The sequence below is a fragment of the Vibrio syngnathi genome (assembly GCF_002119525.1).
GTDB classification, from domain to species: domain Bacteria; phylum Pseudomonadota; class Gammaproteobacteria; order Enterobacterales; family Vibrionaceae; genus Vibrio; species Vibrio syngnathi.
In genome coordinates, this window is record NZ_CP017916.1 from 1840713 (window position 1) to 1857611 (window position 16899).

Sequence of the window (16899 nt, forward strand, 5' to 3'; positions counted from 1 at the left end):
TTTATTGGTGGCTTAAGGCTGGTATGTTTAGTCGACTTATCGCTTTTTGGTTAAGAGCCTCAGCCGTGTTGCAGTTCATCATTGTTAATGTTTCGTTCCTGTTGGGTTGATAGGAAAATCCGTATTTTCATAAATGTCAGATAGCTTTTTCGGTTTCTTCTCTTTAGCTCCTTTGTTCGATTGATTATGAGTTTCGCTTAAAAGCCACGCCTCATGCATTTTTGCTGAATCCAAAAACTCTGGATCCTCCATTGCTTCCTTGCGAAGTTTATTTACACGTTCGAGAGTTTCCCAAATCATAATACTTCACCTCCACTAAGGCAGTAATATAAAGATAGCTCATACCCATAAAACTTCAACTAACCCAATGAGATAGCGATCTCACTTTCGAAAAATACCAGGTCTGGGCTAGTGGAAATCCGCATCAGGAAACAACTTCACATGGTGTGTGTTTCACACCGATCTTCGACGATCTTTAAGTACAAAAAAAGCGAGCTCAATGCTCGCTTCTTGTCTATCTATCTGTTGATCAGATAGCCAATACTGGCTCGATTAAATCAAACCAACTTAAGCACGGTTGCCAATTTTAACGGTACCATTTGTTGCAAACCAAAGTGCTTCTGAACGGCGACGACCTAGTAAAATTGGGCCATCATCGTAGAACAAAAAGTTTTTCCAATGCTTCTTGAAAACCGACCATTTGGTTTCAAGTACATTGTATTTTTCGTAGCAAAAATAAACAGTTACGTCATCTTGCCAATCAATGAAGTTAAGGATTTCTTCTGGCATTTCAGGCTCATCGGCTTCCCAATTTGCCATCCAGCTGATCTCTTCATTCCAGTTCGACGCTTTGCTTGGCCAGTCTTGCGAACTGAGTCTTTCTGCATCTGGGCTTTGAGGGCTCACGTTCTCTTTCCAAAACTGTGATGCTCTCGCCTGTGTCATTGGCTTAATCTTTTCCAAATCCTCAGCCGGCAGTGGCATTGACTGATGAGTGAAAATCCATTTTCTTTGGTATTCGTCCAAAGTTGTATATGACATCAAATTTCCTCAAATATCTTCTCAGGCTTATGGATTTACCATGCCTATATGTTCTTTCGATGCAGCGATGACTTCATTTTGTTTATGTTCTCCGCTGGATCTAAATTCATTTTTTCACGCTCATAGCGAGCGTTTATCTTGCCAGTTTGCGTTTACCAGTGCCGTTAACACGTGATCTTCCCATTTACCGTTAATCTGTAGGTAATCTTTGGCAAAGCCTTCTTGAACAAAACCAAGGTGCTCTAATACACCCGCACTACGTTCGTTGTGAGGCATGTAGCCCGCCATTAAGCGGTGCATGTTCTGCACATCAAACATGTAGTCTTTTGCCATGCTCAAGCCTCTTCGCATGTAACCATGACCCTGTGCGCTTTCACTTAAAGAGTAACCTACATTACATGCGTAGAACGGAAAACGAGACAAATTGCTGAACGATATCGTACCTAACATTTCGTTAGAATCAGCATCAATCAGTAAACAGTAATAACCGAGCCCCAATTTATGAAGTTCGTTTAACTTCATCAACCGCTGCACCCAATCCGCTCTGTCAAAGAAAGCATCTTCTCGAGTCGGTTCCCAAGGCTTAAGGTACTCTCTGTTAACCTGAAAGTACTCACTGATCATGCATGCATCATAGATCTCAGCCGTTCGTAAAATCAGGTTTCCATCACGCTTATAAATACGTTCCGGCGTACTCGAATCTTCCATAGTCTTGTTCTTATTCTTTTGTCTCGTTGTTACGTCACTGCCTCACTCTGACCGAATTTAGCAGTCTAATAGCATCAGCTCTTTCTAATACCATAATCGCGAAGTTTGTTCGCTATTGAGGTGTGAGAAACATTTAATCGTTTTGCTAACTTACGGCTTGATGGGAATGACTGATAAAGCTTCTCTAGAATCTGAGATTCATAGTCTTTCATGATCTCGTCAAGAGAGCCGTCTAAGCTTAAGTTCGCCATTCCAGCAGTCATAGTATCAAGTTGTGGTAAATGAAATTGCTCAACGGTTAACGTATCAGAATCTAGCTCAGTCAAGGCGCGAAGTACCATATTGTCTAACTGACGAATATTGCCCGGCCATTGGTAGTTACCTAATTGGTCGATTAGTTCTTGAGTCAACTTTGGTTTTAACATGCCTAGCTGTTGTGCGTATTTCGCAACAAACAATTCCAATAAAGGGGCAACGTCATTAGAACGTTCTCGCAAGGCTGGAATCGATAGAGTCAAAACATTTAGACGATAGAACAAGTCTTCACGGAACGAACCTGAATCGGCTAATTCAGATAAGCGATGGCGTGTTGAAGCGATAATACGAACATCAGCGTGCATCTCTTCTTCTTCGCCAACACGTCGGAATGAACCATCTTGAAGGAAACGAAGCAATTTTATTTGCAGATGCGGGCTCATTTCGCCAATCTCATCTAAAAATACCGTGCCGCCATTGGCTTGTTCGAAAATGCCTTTATGACCTTGTTCATGGTTGAATGAACCCGGAGCATGACCAAATAATTCCGTTTCCGCTACGTCATCAGGCATCGATGCACAGCTTAGAATCAAGAATGGGAAAGACGATCGATTCGAGCGGTTATGACACGATTTCGCCAGCATCTCTTTACCCGTACCTGTGTCCCCTTCAATAAGCAGAGGTTGATCTAACATAGCCAGTTTCTTAGCTTGACTGATCAAGGCTTTGTGACGGTTAGAGACACCGACAAAATGTTCAAAGCCTAGGTTGTTCTGTTCTGGGATCGCATCTGGCGAGTTCATCTCTTGGTTACAAGAACGAATCGTCATTACTGCGCTGGCCAGTACTGCTTCGTTGACATCTCCACCAAGATAAATAGGCAGGATTTCAATAGAGAAATCTAGGCCATCTAGCACCACGACTTCGCGATGACGCGTTACATCACCTTCAATCCAACGAGCAAAATTAAAGCTAGGAACAAACGTCGCTAACGGCTCACCGATAACTTCGTCTTCTTGCTTGTTGAAGAGGTTCAATGCAGCGTGGTTCGCCATATCGACTGAGCCTTTAAGGTCAATCGCGATCACTGGGTCAGGTAGGTTAGCAAGCAGAGCAATTAGCTCAGTGTTATGCCTTTCACTCGGCATAAATTGAATTTTACGTACATCCTTCACACCTGAAATTCGGCGAATTTCAGCCATAAGTTCACTAAAAGCATCAAAATTAATATCCGGGCAATTTAGGTAAATAATACCTTTAACATCAATTTCGATTCCTCTTAAATCAATGCTTTTTGAGGCCAAGATATCGAGCAACTCGCGCGTTAAGCCGAGTCTGTCTTCACACAATACTTCAAGACGCACAAATAGTCCTATTATAGGTGTCAGGATAAGTTGACAGTAGTTTGGATTAAGCTCTAAGTTCAGTCAAGAAGAAGAGTAAACATATGTTTACTCTTCGCTCGCAAATCACTCAACTTCCTTGTGTATATAGACTTTATAGGAAGGTAATTCACTTGATTTCCTACATTTCAATTTTAAGTACTTCGCTTTACTTTAAGGTAATGCGCTTTATTTCAGAAAGGACGGCTTTGCGAAGGTCGGATAGTTTTACTTTTCGCTCATTATGCCAAGGCATAGGACGCAACAACGTCATGGCTTTTAAACCCAGTCTAGCAGTGAGGATACCAACACCTAGCCCTTGCCCTGCCCGAGCTGAAACTTTACCTGCAAGATCCATCGAGACGATATCCATGCTCGCATCGATCGCCAACTCACTCGCGCCTGCCACTGCCATGTTGATTAACACTAACTTGAACAACTTAATGCGAGACCAGTAACCCAATTCAATACCATACACATCAGCAAGCTTGTCTATCATGGTAAAATTACGCCACGCGACCAGTAACATGTCTGCTGCCGCTAATGGGCTCACAGCAACCAAGGCTGCCGATTCGGTCGAGAACTTAGTGACAATTTGAGTCGCCACTTTGTCTTGTTGGGCAACAACGAGTGCATCGTACATATCTAATACTTCAGCATCACTGTGCGCCGGGTTAATGCTATTTCGCCACTTATCATAAGCTGGAGACTCAGCGACAATACCGCTCTGCTTCGCAATGTTTTCACAGAACGCTTTGCCTTTACCGACACTCTGGCTTTGTAATAGCTCTTCACTCTGCTCTTGCACGTTGAAATGCTGTTTCAGTGAGCGTAGCTTCCACAGCTCTTTGCCTATTGCACCTAAACCCAATGAGGCAATCGCAGCAATAAAGCCAGCCCAACCTAACGCCAGCCAGTCGGCTGTTTGAACTGCAGTGATGACAGAGTCAATCGCCTGCCAACCCACCAGACCAGAGAAAGCAACTAACAAGCCAGTTCCAAACCACTTCTTCTTTTTGCTCGGGCGAATCACTTGTTCCAATTGCTGCTCAGCGTCACCATCAAGGTCGGTTTCCACTTGTGGTGCGACGGGCACAAACTTCTCTTGTTCCGTGAATAGCTTTTGAGCCCCCAAGTCTGGGGTAACTTCATTCTTATCCGGCTCATCGAACGAGGTCTTCAAAGGTTCATTAAAGACCTGCTTTGTTTTTAATTCACTCATTTTGATTACCTCAATTACTTCAACTTGTCGCCAATAAGGTACTCTAATACCTTGTCGACTCTTAGGTGCTGACAAGGCTCATCGGAGTGTTGTTCCATTGGCCTAAAGCTTGTGAAATCGAACTGATTAGTTTCCCAATACTGTTTGTTCGGCAGTTTGTGCGGCACCTCACCCGGATACATAGTTCGTGGTACGTTATCCAATGTGACGCCTTGCAATGCAGGAACATTGTTTGAACCCGATGAGATATAACCCGCGCTTGTCGCTTGAATTGACGCGATACTCATGCAACTCATATCAATGTGTTCAAACGCCGCCTGTTGCCAAGCCGGGTGAACCATCTGTTGTAACAGCGATACCAAGTTCGGATGTTGATCCGGTGTCACGTGATCGGCCTTGGTTGCTGCGAACAATATCTTGTCGATCTTAGGCGCAAACAAGCGTCTTAAGATATTGCTTCTACCGTACTTAAAACTCTTCAATAGTTGTTCTAACGCACCACGCATGTCCATGAAAGAGTCATAGCCCGCATTAAGTGGTTGTAAGCAATCCACCAGAACAATTTGTCTGTCAAACGTAGCAAAGTGATTCTTATAGAACGCCTTTACGACCTTCTGTTGATACTCTTCATAACGCGCCTTCAACACTGCATAATTACTGGTTTTTGAGAACTTCCCCTCAGGTTCAATACACGGGAAGAATTGCAGCACAGGCGCACCTTCAAGCTCACCGGGTAATACGAAGCGACCAGGTTGAACCCAATGCAACCCATTACTCTTACAGGTATGCAGATACTGAGTGTAGCTATCAGCAATTGCGACCAGTTTCTTTTCGTCCGCTTCTGCTAGCAAATCAATATCACCACGTATTGCGTTCCACTGTTGCGAGTAAGTTTCTCTGTCACCTTTCAATGCGGCAAACTGAGATTGGCTCCAAGTATCAAAGTCCATATCCAGTAACGGCAAATCAAGCAGCCACTCTCCCGGATAATCAACAATATCTAGATAAAGGGTGCTGTTTTTGCTCAGTAGCTTTTTCGCGCCCTTCGCAGGCTTATATTTGATGGCTAGACGAATCTCACTGACATCGCGCGTCGGCACTGGCCATTCTGGTGGCTGCGCATTCAAAGATTCCATCGCTTCATCATAAGAGAAGCGTGGGATCATCATGTTGTGTTGAGGAATGCGCTTAGCGCCAATAATTCTGCCGTCTCTCGCCGATGCAAGTAGAGGCAGGTTTTTATGGGTAGACGTATGAAGAAGCTGATTAACCAGCGAAGTAATGAAGGCTGTCTTACCCGCACGAGAAAGCCCCGTGACCGCGACTCGAATGTGAGAATCCGTTCCTCTGCTTATAAAGTCACTCATTTCTTGAGTTAGGTGTTTCATTTGAACGACTCCGTGATAGTTAGGCCAGTCGGTTATGATAATAGATAGGCTAGCCTATGTTCTTTCCCTGTTGGGATAGTGTGTATGCTTTTGCTTGAGCTTTTGCTTTTTCTTTTGCTTTTGCTTTTGCTTACGTTGACGAGTATGCAATACCCATTCTTAATGCTAGATGAACAAAAGCCCCTGACTACATTCATAATCAGGGGCTTTAGAATTTTTCTGCGATATCCGACTCTTAATCGTCTTCAATCAACTTGTAGATAACAAACAGTGCAATCTCTGCAATTAGCCAAAGCGCACAAGTAATCGTCACGTATTTATTATCAAAGATGCTGATCCCTTTCAAGATCAGGTCGTAGCCAACAAAAGCACCAATCACCACTGCCAAGATAATCTGTAGGATCTGAATAAAACGAGGCATTCCTCTCTCCTATGTTCTTATATTAAACTATGTGTTTATCACTATATCATTGATAATATGACAAAAGTGCAAATAATGCTGCACTTTTGTCTTTAACTTTCTGTCAAGAATTGCAATTTAAACGCTGAAGCTAGTGCCTGTTACGACTTTTGACTTCGGTGAATTACGCTTTTTCAGCTTCAGCAATTTTCACTTTCCACGTGTCAGGGCCGATCTGGTGTGCGTTTACGCCGTTTGAGTCAACCGCAACCGTTACAGGCATATCTTCAACTTCAAACTCGTAAATCGCTTCCATACCTAGATCTTCAAACGCGACAACACGTGCTTTCTTAATTGCTTTTGCAACAAGATAAGCTGCACCGCCAACCGCCATCAGGTAAACCGATTTATGTTGTTTGATTGATTCAACCGTTGCAGGACCACGTTCAGCTTTACCGATCATACCCATAATGCCGGTTTCTTCTAGCATCATGTCGGTGAACTTATCCATACGAGTAGACGTTGTTGGGCCTGCAGGACCTACCGCTTCATCACGTACTGCATCAACAGGGCCTACGTAGTAAATGAACTTACCTTTCAGGTCGACGCCTTCTGGTAAACCTTCACCACTTTCAAGCATGCCTTGAATACGTTTATGCGCTGCATCACGACCGGTTAAGATCTTACCTGATAGAAGAACCGTCTCGCCAGTCTTCCACTCTTGAACGTCTTCTTTGGTAATTTCATCTAGGTTAACACGGCGTGTATTCGCGCCAGCTTCCCAAGTAATGTCTGGCCACTCTTCTAGCTTAGGTGGCGTCAGCTCTGCAGGGCCGCTGCCATCTAATGTGAAATGTACGTGACGCGTTGCTGCACAGTTCGGGATCAAGCAAACAGGCTTAGATGCGGCGTGCGTTGGTGCTGTTTTGATTTTCACGTCAACCACAGTCGTTAGACCGCCAAGGCCTTGCGCACCAATACCAAGCTTGTTCACACGGTTAAAGATATCTAAACGAAGCTCTTCTTCTGCGTTCTCTGGGCCTTTGTCGATAAGCTCTTGAATATCGATGTGTTCCATCAGAGATTCTTTTGCTAGTACCGCTGCTTTTTCAGCCGTGCCGCCGATGCCTATGCCAAGCATGCCCGGTGGACACCAGCCCGCGCCCATTGTTGGTAGCGTCTTCTCTACCCACTCAGCAATATCATCAGAAGGGTTAAGCATGACCATCTTGGTTTTGTTCTCAGAACCGCCGCCTTTTGCTGCGATTTGAATTTCAACTTTGTTGCCTGGAACCATATTAATGTGAACAACCGCTGGTGTGTTGTCTTTGGTATTAATACGCTTACCTGCAGGGTCCATTAGGACAGATGCACGCAATGGGTTATCTGGATTGTTGTAAGCTTGACGAACGCCTTCATCAACCATCTGTTGTACTGTTTGATCCGTTTCCCACCTAACATCCATACCGATGTTCACGAAACAAGTAACAATACCCGTATCCTGACAAATTGGACGATGGCCTTCAGCAGACATACGCGAGTTGATAAGAATCTGAGCAATCGCATCTTTAGCGGCTTGGCTCTCTTCTTTCTCGTACGCTTTTTCTAGGGCTTGGACAAAGTCTAAAGGGTGATAATAAGAAATGTACTGAAGTGCGTCAGCGACACTGCTGATCACATCTTGCTTACGAATAACCGTCATTGCATGCCTCTTTATTGTTCTGGTTCCATGTGCGTTCTTGGTTCGACTGTTTTGTCTAACCGGACTAGTTGGCTTAGCTTTTTATTATGTTGAGCTGTATTTAGTTGCTTTAGCAATCGCTTGCATAGCTGTAAACTAAACCACTTGGATTACTCCGTTCTAATCAAGAACCCATTTTATTTTCAATTTATGATACTCTTGCTTCCTCTCACACGCCATGCAGTGATCGAACTCTTTGTCACAAATTAAACAAATGAATAACAACGAATTTCGCTCTATCCAAATCAAGCCGCTTGAATATCAATCAACTTTAGCTAAACAGCTGTTTTCTCATATTGAAAGCGTGCCGTGGGCAATGCTATTACGCTCCGCCTCAGAAAGCCACGTTGATAGTCGATACGACATTTTAGTTGCTCAACCCATCGCCACCTTCGAGACAATCGGCGCAAAAACGACCGTTAATGTTAATGAGACGTGCGCTGTTTCAGACTCCGATCCTTTCGAACTACTCGACCAATATCAGCAGCAATTACTGCCCGCTACCAAAGACTACCCTGAGTTGCCATTTGTTGGCGGTGCTTTAGGCTACTTTAGCTACGATTTAGGTCGCAGAGTCGAGGCGCTTCCTTCACTTGCTGAACGTGACATTGAAGCGCCAGACATGGCGGTTGGCTTGTATGAATGGGCCATAGTGGTTGATCACAAGCTTAAGATGGCATGCGTCGTTGGACAAAATATCGAGACGCATTGGAATTGGTTATCAGAGCAGCAAGACAAACCGCAAGCCGAACAGTTCCACCTTACGACACCTTGGCAATCGAACATGAGCGAACAGAGCTATTCTGACAAGTTCAACAGCGTTCAAGAATACTTGTTGTCGGGCGACTGCTATCAGATAAACCTTGCTCAACGTTTTCGTGCCGATTACCAAGGCAGTGAATGGCTCGCTTATGAAAAGTTAGAGCAGTACAACTCAGCTCCATTCTCTGGTTTTATCCGTTTAGCAGGCTGCACCATTCTCAGTATCTCCCCTGAGCGTTTTTTAGAGCTCAATAGTGGCACCATTGAAACCAAGCCGATCAAAGGGACACGTCCTCGTTCTGAAGATTCCATGATTGATGACGCCAATGCTCAAGACCTGTTAACTGCCGAGAAAGATCAGGCAGAAAACCTGATGATTGTCGACCTACTGCGCAATGACATAGGTCGAGTCGCTAAGCCGGGATCGGTTCATGTGCCAAAGCTATTCGATATAGAGAGTTTCCCTGCTGTGCACCACTTAGTGAGCACGATAAGGGCAGAGCTTGATGTCCAATATTCAGCACATGACCTATTAAGGGCTTGCTTTCCCGGGGGGTCGATTACCGGCGCTCCAAAAGTTCGCGCGATGCAGATCATTGAGGAGCTAGAGCCTCATCGTCGCTCGGCGTATTGCGGTAGCATTGGTTATATCAGCCGTAATGGCAGAATGGACACCAGCATTACGATTCGTACGTTAGTGGCAGAAAACAATACGCTTTATGCTTGGGCTGGAGGAGGTGTGGTATTTGATAGTGATTGTGCTTCTGAGTACCAAGAGACTCTTGATAAGCTGAGTAGAATATTGCCTGTACTGGCTGATAGATAAATTTAATCTAGATTTATTAAACCGGGTTATTAAAAACAGCTAAAAATCCAATCTGGAAAGTACTTTAATATTAAAAAAGCTAAGTGGGCAATCACCTACTTAGCTTTTCAATAACACTAGCCTAGAAGGTGTATGTTGTAGCCAAATAGAATGAGCCGAGTGTGTGAACGTTAGATAACTCTTTGTTCTTTTCATCTTTCACTTTGATATCAGCTGCTTCCCAATCAATACCTGCACGTAATGCTAGAGCTGGTGCAGCAGGAATTGCATACTCTACGCCCACCCCCATTTTTATACCAGATACGGTTGATGACTTAGTCGCAAAGTATTTATTATTACCACTGTTTTCAATTTCTGAATTTAAAAAGCTATAACCTAAAAGTGCATAAGGTCGAAGACCAATATCGAACGTATAACCAACATTCGCAGCAACGCTAATTGAACTAAAGTCTGTTGTGAATGCTTTTGAACTGCCTACTTTTGTTGTAGACGTTCCATATTTAGTATATTGGCCTTCGATACCAATAATACGGTTGATCTGATAACCGGCAATGAGTTTATAAGAAGGTGATTCAGTTTCAGTTGTTGTGGTTTTGCGAGTTATGGCCTTACCAAAACCACCATCATCAAGTTCAGTTGAACCAGCTCCTACTCCGATATAGAAACCATTTGGGTCTTTTTGTGCAGCCACTGCAGATAAAGGTGCAATTAGAGCAAGCGTCACTATCATTTTTTTCATATCGAATCCATTTTTATAGTTTTTCAAACCTCCTTAATATAATTAATAAAAGCGACCAATAAAGTAAGTGAACGTATAGCATTGTCAGCTCACTTGTTACATTGACAATATACTCAAGATATTAGAGACAAATAAATAACGTTGCATATTCACTCGCTACAAAGGCAATGATATTTATTAGCCCCACTTATTCAGCATTATCACTAAGTCATTCGCTGTATAGGGTTTACTCAATATATCGTCCATACCAGATTCAATACACAACTCCCGCTCTTCTTTTGTCGTGCCTGCCGTTAATGCAATAACCGGTAAGGTATAACCTGAATTTCGCAGCTTCTTTGTTGCTTCAAAACCATCCATGACCGGCATTCTGCAATCCATGAACACAATATCGTAATCATTGCCTGCGGCTAGCTCGAACCCTTCTATACCGTTACTTGCGATAACAGGTTCAATCTCGTGTTTACGTAGCATTTGTTGGATGATGATTTGGTTCATCTTAATATCATCGACCACCAGCACTCTGAGCAATGACAGGTCGATCTCAGGCTCAAAGCCTTTAGCTACGCTATCACTCTCCGTCAGTGAATCAACCACTTGAAGAGGTACCGAGACGGTAAACTTAGTACCCGAACCGACAACACTGGTCACGCCAATGTTGCCACTCATCAACGCAACCAACTTACGACAAATAGCCAAGCCAAGCCCGGTACCTTCATAGTTTCGGCTGCTTGAGTTGTCGACCTGCGTAAAAGGTTCAAAGAGGGTTTTGTGGGCAGACTTTGCGATACCGACCCCTGTGTCCTCAACAGAAAAAATGAATCGATCATTGAGCCATTTTATTTCAACGCTCACGCGCCCTTGATCTGTGAACTTAATTGCATTGCCGATTAAATTTACAAACAATTGAGTGATGCGCTCTAAGTCACCGTAGAAATGACTGGGTACCCCATCGGCTATATTGACATCAAACTGAAGCTGCTTTTCAATCGCACGATTGGTAAAAATACTGCCAATCGTATTTTTCAAATCATGTAGCGCAAATTTCTTCGGAATAAGCTCCAACATACCCGCATTGATTTTACTGTAATCCAATAAATCATTAATGATGGTTCTAAGAAACTCACCAGATTGACTTAGGTTATTCACTATTTCACGTTGAGAGCTAGTCAGTTCGGTATCGCTGATCAATTCAGCACTGCCCAATAAGCCGTTGAGTGGAGTTCTTAATTCATGATTAATCATCGCTACAAAATCGCGTGTTGCCCTTTCCGACTCTTCTGCTCGCTTACGTGATTCAATATTTCGGTTAATCGCAAGCTGATGGGTTAAGGCACTGCAGATAAGGTCCGTCACTAACAACAGTTGGCTTTGGATGAATTCGTAGTCTTGATCTAGCAACCTAACCTTCACTATTAACGCACCGACTATCACCTTCTCTACTTCAAGAGGTACTGTCAGTAAATCGCCTCGCCATTGAGGCTCCTGAACATTTTGGTCTAATTCACCGACAGTTTCGTCACCGTAGTCATTTGTGAGAAGCTGCGGGATCAGTTTAGGCGGGAGTATCAGGCGACTCGCTTCAATCAAATAACTGTTGGTCACGTTAGTCGTTAACTCTGACAACATAATATCATCGAGATCATTCCTAAGAAACGCGCGCCCGAAATCGATCAACAGGTTGTCGATCTGTTCTTGGAATTCGATCCGTCGAATATTCGCATTGGAACGCTTTTCTAATTGGCGTAGCGCAAGCTCTAGTTGTTGGTTGGCCTCAAACAGTTCGAGACTCTTTTGCTCCAACAAGGCTTCAGCTGCTTTCCGAGCTGCTATTTGACGTTTAAGTTTTTTCTCTTGGGCAGATGCCAGATCCATATCACTTTTCTACTTTGAGATTAAACCTAACCACGCTTTGATCATCATTTTGTGGCGTCATTTCTACCCCAATTGATTCACCGTGGTACTCAGCACACCCTTCTATAAGTCCCAAGCAAACATGAGACATACACCGTGCGCTTTTATAGTCAAAGACAAGTTGCGCTTCGGTCGTGGTGATAAAGCTAAATTTTGGAGGCTCAGCATCTGGGTAGAGCTTCTTCACTTCCACGTGAATGTAACGCTCTACGTGCTGAATAAATTGAAAAGTGTTGTTGCTGTGGGCGAGGCTCGCTTTATTCGGTAATGACGCCAGTAAGTTCTTAAAAACAGACTGTCCAAAAACACGTTGTAAGCTCGCTGCATCAATATCAGTTTTTTTGCTCAGATTGATAATCAACCGAACAAGATCTTGATGGTCGTAACTGCCTACTGATGTGTAGATCCCCTCATCTTCTGACATTTCTAGAACTTCTTCCAAAAGCTCTAACCCAAACTTGTCTTCAACAAGCTCTAAAAATTCGGTGAATATGATTCCTTTCATCTCATACCTTTTCTTCTATTTCTTTTTAGAATGGTCCACTAAGTTATTGTTATCAAATTCTTAAACAGAAAATATATGTTTCATCACCCAATTTATGACATAGGTAACGCTTACTAGCGCATTTTAAGAAAATTCGTGACTAGCCGGCTCTTGTTATGTCCTGTGATCCCCTCTACTAAAGGAGGAATATGACGACAAATGAGAAATTAGTAATCAACACACGGTTATGTCTATACTTAAAATCATAATAATCAATATATTGGCTTTATATGAACAAAGACAACTTCCTTCAACAATTCCAGCTCAACTCTACCGTTGGCTATCACCCAGAATCCATTGAGCGCGTTTCGCACATCAGTGACGACCAATTGCGTAAAGCGGCAGTGGTAGTCGGTTTAGTGGAACGAGAAGATGGTTTACACGTCATTTTTACTAAAAGAGCAGCACATCTTAAACATCACCCTGGCCAAATCAGTTTTCCCGGAGGAAAACACGAACTCTCTGACCCTTCTATGCAATTCACCGCACTTAGAGAACTCCACGAAGAGGTCGGAATTCGATCGAATCAAGTTAAAATTGTTGGGCAATTACCCACTTTAAGTACCATTAGTAAATTTTTAGTTACACCGATTGTTGTAATGGTTGATTCTGACTATAAAGCCATCATCGATGAGAACGAAGTTGCCTCTATTTTTGAGGTGCCAGCCACCTATATTTTGGACCAAGCCAAGTTACACAGCCACACTGTTAACTTTAAACAAATCAAGCATCGTGTTTTTACGATGCCCTTCCAAGAGCACCTAATTTGGGGCGTTACAGCGCAAATCATCCAATCAATGCAACAGCACGTAGTGCAACAAATTACATAGAAACTACGTTTTGTTTAATCCTTGTTAACAAATAACGGCCTTTCCATGGAACAAATTTATTAATCCAATTTCGCGCAAACGTTTCCCCGATATAATTCTGTACTGAATTACCTTTCGCATAAACAAAACTAATGCCAAGCATAAACATAAATCACCTGTGGCACGCTATTTTCGTGATCAAAAATCCATTTTTCGCATATCATGTGACACGCCATTTCATTACATGATTTAGATCTATTTTTTGTAGAAGAAAATTCTGCAGAATTAGCCCCGACTTATTTCCTGTTCCCAAAAAATGAGTAATTTAACATGAACACAACAACTTCTTCGGCAAGTGCCGTTACAGATACAAGCAAGTTTAACTATAAAGATTTTACCTGGTGTCTCTCACTATTCGGTACAGCAGTTGGTGCTGGTGTACTATTCCTTCCAATCAAAGCTGGCGCGGGTGGTTTTTGGCCACTAGTTATCCTAGCTTTAATCGCGGCACCAATGACTTGGTTCGCACACAAATCTCTAGCTCGTTTTGTACTGTCTTCTAAGAACCCTGAAGCAGATATTACAGACACAGTTGAAGAACACTTCGGTAAGACTGGCGCAAACCTTATTACTTTCGCTTACTTTTTCGCTATCTACCCAATCGTTCTTATATACGGTGTTGGTATCACAAACACGGTTGACTCTTTCCTAGTAAACCAAATGGGCATGGAATCTATTCCTCGTCCTCTTCTTTCTGGTGCACTTATCCTTGCTATGACAGCAGGTGTTGTATTCGGTAAAGAGCTGATGCTTAAAGCAACTTCAGCAATGGTTTACCCACTAGTATTCATCCTACTAGCATTGTCTTTCTACCTAGTTCCTGATTGGAACACTTCAATGATGGAAACAAGCCCAGAATGGTCAGCAATGCCTTCTATTATCTGGCTTGCGATTCCAATCATCGTGTTCTCTTTCAACCACAGCCCAATCATTTCACAGTTCTCTAAAGAGCAACGTCGTGTGTACGGTGAAGACGCGGTTAAGAAAACTGACGCGATCACTGGCGGCGCAGCAATGATGCTGATGGGTTTTGTAATGTTCTTCGTATTCTCTGTAGTACTTTCTCTATCTCCAGAGCAACTAGCAACAGCGCAATCTCAAAACATCTCGGTTCTTTCTTACCTAGCTAACGTTCATGAGTCTCCACTTATCTCTTACATGGGCCCTCTAGTGGCGTTCGCAGCAATCACTTCTAGCTACTTCGGTCACTTCCTAGGTGCTCATGAAGGTCTTGTTGGTCTAATCAAGTCTCGCTCTGGTTCTTCAATCAGCACGATTGAGAAAGCATCTCTAGCGTTCATCGTTGTTACAACTTGGATTGTTGCGGTAGTTAACCCAAGCATCCTAGGTATGATTGAAACAATGGGTGCTCCAATGATTGCAGCTATCCTGTTCCTAATGCCTGTATTCGCGATGCAGAAAGTACCAGCAATGGCTAAGTACAAAACTTCAGCACCTGTGCAAATCTTTACAGCTTTATGTGGTCTAGCGGCTATTAGTTCTGTAATCTACGGCGCTCTTTAATCTCAAGCCCTTTTTATAAGATGACATCCATCTTATATGGCGAGATTAAACAAAAAATATAATGATAATAAATGAGCCTCCCTACTCCCCTTGGGAGGCTCTCTTTTTGAGGTAATCGCTATGATTAGTGTATTTGATATCTATAAAATCGGTGTTGGTCCATCGAGCTCACATACAGTTGGACCAATGAAAGCGGGTAAAGAATTTATTGATGACCTACGTTCAATGGGAAAATTGCGCGACATCACTAAAATCACCGTGGACGTATATGGATCACTATCACTGACAGGGAAAGGTCACCACACAGATATCGCAATCATCATGGGTCTTGCTGGCAATACTCCTGAGCGTGTTGATATCGATTCTATTGCAGGCTTCATTGCTCGAGTAGAAGAAACTGAACGTCTACCTGTTGGTATGCACTGTCATACTGTTTCGTTCCCTAAAGATGGCGGAATGAACTTCCACACGAGCAACCTTTCTCTACACGAGAATGGCATGAGCATTCATGCTTGGGTTGATGACGAAGTCGCATACTCAAAAACGTACTACTCAATTGGTGGCGGTTTCATCGTTGACGAAGAGAACTTCGGCAAAGAAGAAGAGAACCCAATTAAAGCACCTTACGAATTCACAACAGCTGAAGAGTTGGTTAATCAGTGTAAAGAAAGTGGTCTTTCTATCAGTACACTGGTTATGAAAAACCAAGCCGCTTTCCACTCAGACGAAGAGTCTCGTACTTACTTCGCTAATATCTGGAAAACGATGCGTGAGTGTATGGATCGCGGTATGAATACTGAAGGTATCTTACCTGGTCCACTACGTGTACCTCGTCGTGCTGCTGCACTTCGCCAACAACTGATCACGTCAGAAAAAACAACTAACGATCCAATGACAGTTGTTGACTGGGTGAACATGTTTGCTTTCGCAGTAAACGAAGAGAACGCAGCTGGCGGTCGTGTAGTAACGGCACCAACAAACGGCGCATGTGGCATCATCCCTGCTGTATTGGCCTACTACGATAAGTTCATTCAAACAGTAACAGAGAAAGACTACATCCGTTACTTCGCAGCTTCTGGCGCGATCGGTGGTCTTTACAAGCGTAACGCTTCTATCTCTGGTGCTGAAGTTGGCTGTCAGGGTGAAGTTGGTGTGGCGTGTTCTATGGCTGCTGCTGGTCTTGCTGAGCTTATGGGTGGTAGCCCAGAGCAAGTATGTATGGCTGCTGAAATCGGCATGGAGCACAACTTAGGTCTAACGTGTGACCCAGTTGCTGGACAAGTACAAGTACCATGTATCGAGCGCAACGGTATTGCTGCAGTTAAAGCAATCAACTCGACTCGTATGGCACTTCGTCGTTCTTCTGCTCCTACTGTTTCTCTAGATAAAGTTATCGAAACTATGCTAGAAACCGGTAAAGACATGAACGCTAAATACCGTGAGACTTCTCAAGGTGGTTTGGCTGTTAAAGTGGTTTGCTAGTTCATATTAGCTAACAAGCCAACCTCTCATTCAATCTGATTGTAATGAGCAGATACTAAAAAGGAACGCCGATGCGTTCCTTTTTTTGTATCTAAATTTCGT

The 16899-nt window shown here is 43.3% G+C and carries 15 protein-coding genes; 4 read left to right on the forward strand and 11 right to left on the reverse strand.

Going from position 1 to position 16899, the window contains the following annotated elements; genetic code table 11:
- Window positions 1-84: 84 nt before the first annotated feature.
- The 8 genes from K08M4_RS08430 to K08M4_RS08465 all read right to left on the reverse strand — a co-directional run bounded on the left by K08M4_RS08430 (window position 85) and on the right by K08M4_RS08465 (window position 8098).
- The gene (locus K08M4_RS08430; protein WP_086049561.1) at window positions 85-300 is read right to left on the reverse strand and encodes a hypothetical protein; all 216 of its coding nucleotides are present in this window, start codon (window positions 298-300) and stop codon (window positions 85-87) included.
- A 267-nt stretch (window positions 301-567) separates the two neighbouring features.
- Window positions 568-1041 carry a DUF2947 domain-containing protein gene (locus K08M4_RS08435; RefSeq protein WP_004734736.1) on the reverse strand — a complete coding sequence of 158 codons (474 nt, stop codon included), beginning with the start codon at window positions 1039-1041 and terminating at the stop codon, window positions 568-570.
- A 120-nt stretch (window positions 1042-1161) separates the two neighbouring features.
- Window positions 1162-1749: a ribosomal protein S5-alanine N-acetyltransferase gene (gene rimJ, locus K08M4_RS08440; RefSeq protein ID WP_086049562.1), complete on the reverse strand. Its 588-nt coding sequence runs from the start codon at window positions 1747-1749 to the stop codon at window positions 1162-1164.
- A gap of 74 nt (window positions 1750-1823) precedes the next feature.
- A complete protein-coding gene (gene tyrR, locus K08M4_RS08445) occupies window positions 1824-3368 on the reverse strand; it encodes a transcriptional regulator TyrR (protein ID WP_086049563.1) in 1545 nt (514 codons plus the stop codon).
- A 187-nt stretch (window positions 3369-3555) separates the two neighbouring features.
- Window positions 3556-4608 (reverse strand): YcjF family protein, encoded by a 1053-nt coding sequence (locus tag K08M4_RS08450; RefSeq protein ID WP_086049564.1) that lies wholly within the window; start codon window positions 4606-4608, stop codon window positions 3556-3558.
- Between the two features lie 14 nt (window positions 4609-4622).
- Entirely contained in the window at window positions 4623-5996 is a 1374-nt protein-coding gene (locus K08M4_RS08455; RefSeq protein ID WP_086049565.1) for a YcjX family GTP-binding protein, read from the reverse strand.
- Window positions 5997-6231: 235 nt separating this feature from the next.
- Window positions 6232-6417: a hypothetical protein gene (locus K08M4_RS08460; protein ID WP_004734731.1), complete on the reverse strand. Its 186-nt coding sequence runs from the start codon at window positions 6415-6417 to the stop codon at window positions 6232-6234.
- A gap of 163 nt (window positions 6418-6580) precedes the next feature.
- Window positions 6581-8098 (reverse strand): fumarate hydratase, encoded by a 1518-nt coding sequence (locus tag K08M4_RS08465; protein ID WP_086049566.1) that lies wholly within the window; start codon window positions 8096-8098, stop codon window positions 6581-6583.
- A gap of 253 nt (window positions 8099-8351) precedes the next feature.
- Between K08M4_RS08465 and pabB the strand changes: the two genes are divergently transcribed.
- Window positions 8352-9725, forward strand: a complete 1374-nt coding sequence (gene pabB / locus K08M4_RS08470; protein WP_086049567.1) for an aminodeoxychorismate synthase component I — start codon at window positions 8352-8354, stop codon at window positions 9723-9725.
- A gap of 121 nt (window positions 9726-9846) precedes the next feature.
- Here the strand turns inward: pabB and K08M4_RS08475 are convergent, their stop codons facing one another.
- From K08M4_RS08475 to K08M4_RS08485, 3 genes are all read right to left on the reverse strand, one after another.
- Window positions 9847-10464, reverse strand: a complete 618-nt coding sequence (locus K08M4_RS08475) for a porin family protein (RefSeq protein ID WP_009847031.1) — start codon at window positions 10462-10464, stop codon at window positions 9847-9849.
- A 177-nt stretch (window positions 10465-10641) separates the two neighbouring features.
- Window positions 10642-12339 (reverse strand): ATP-binding protein, encoded by a 1698-nt coding sequence (locus K08M4_RS08480; RefSeq protein WP_086049568.1) that lies wholly within the window; start codon window positions 12337-12339, stop codon window positions 10642-10644.
- A 1-nt stretch (window position 12340) separates the two neighbouring features.
- Window positions 12341-12883, reverse strand: a complete 543-nt coding sequence (locus K08M4_RS08485) for a heme NO-binding domain-containing protein (protein ID WP_086049569.1) — start codon at window positions 12881-12883, stop codon at window positions 12341-12343.
- A 269-nt stretch (window positions 12884-13152) separates the two neighbouring features.
- On the opposite strand from K08M4_RS08485, the gene K08M4_RS08490 reads away from it, so the two are divergent.
- The 3 genes from K08M4_RS08490 to K08M4_RS08500 all read left to right on the forward strand — a co-directional run bounded on the left by K08M4_RS08490 (window position 13153) and on the right by K08M4_RS08500 (window position 16797).
- Window positions 13153-13752 carry a CoA pyrophosphatase gene (locus K08M4_RS08490; RefSeq protein WP_086049570.1) on the forward strand — a complete coding sequence of 200 codons (600 nt, stop codon included), beginning with the start codon at window positions 13153-13155 and terminating at the stop codon, window positions 13750-13752.
- Between the two features lie 309 nt (window positions 13753-14061).
- On the forward strand, window positions 14062-15315 hold the full coding sequence (locus K08M4_RS08495) for an aromatic amino acid transport family protein (protein ID WP_086049571.1): 1254 nt from the start codon (window positions 14062-14064) through the stop codon (window positions 15313-15315).
- A 120-nt stretch (window positions 15316-15435) separates the two neighbouring features.
- Window positions 15436-16797: an L-serine ammonia-lyase gene (locus K08M4_RS08500; protein WP_086049572.1), complete on the forward strand. Its 1362-nt coding sequence runs from the start codon at window positions 15436-15438 to the stop codon at window positions 16795-16797.
- Window positions 16798-16899: the final 102 nt, after the last annotated feature.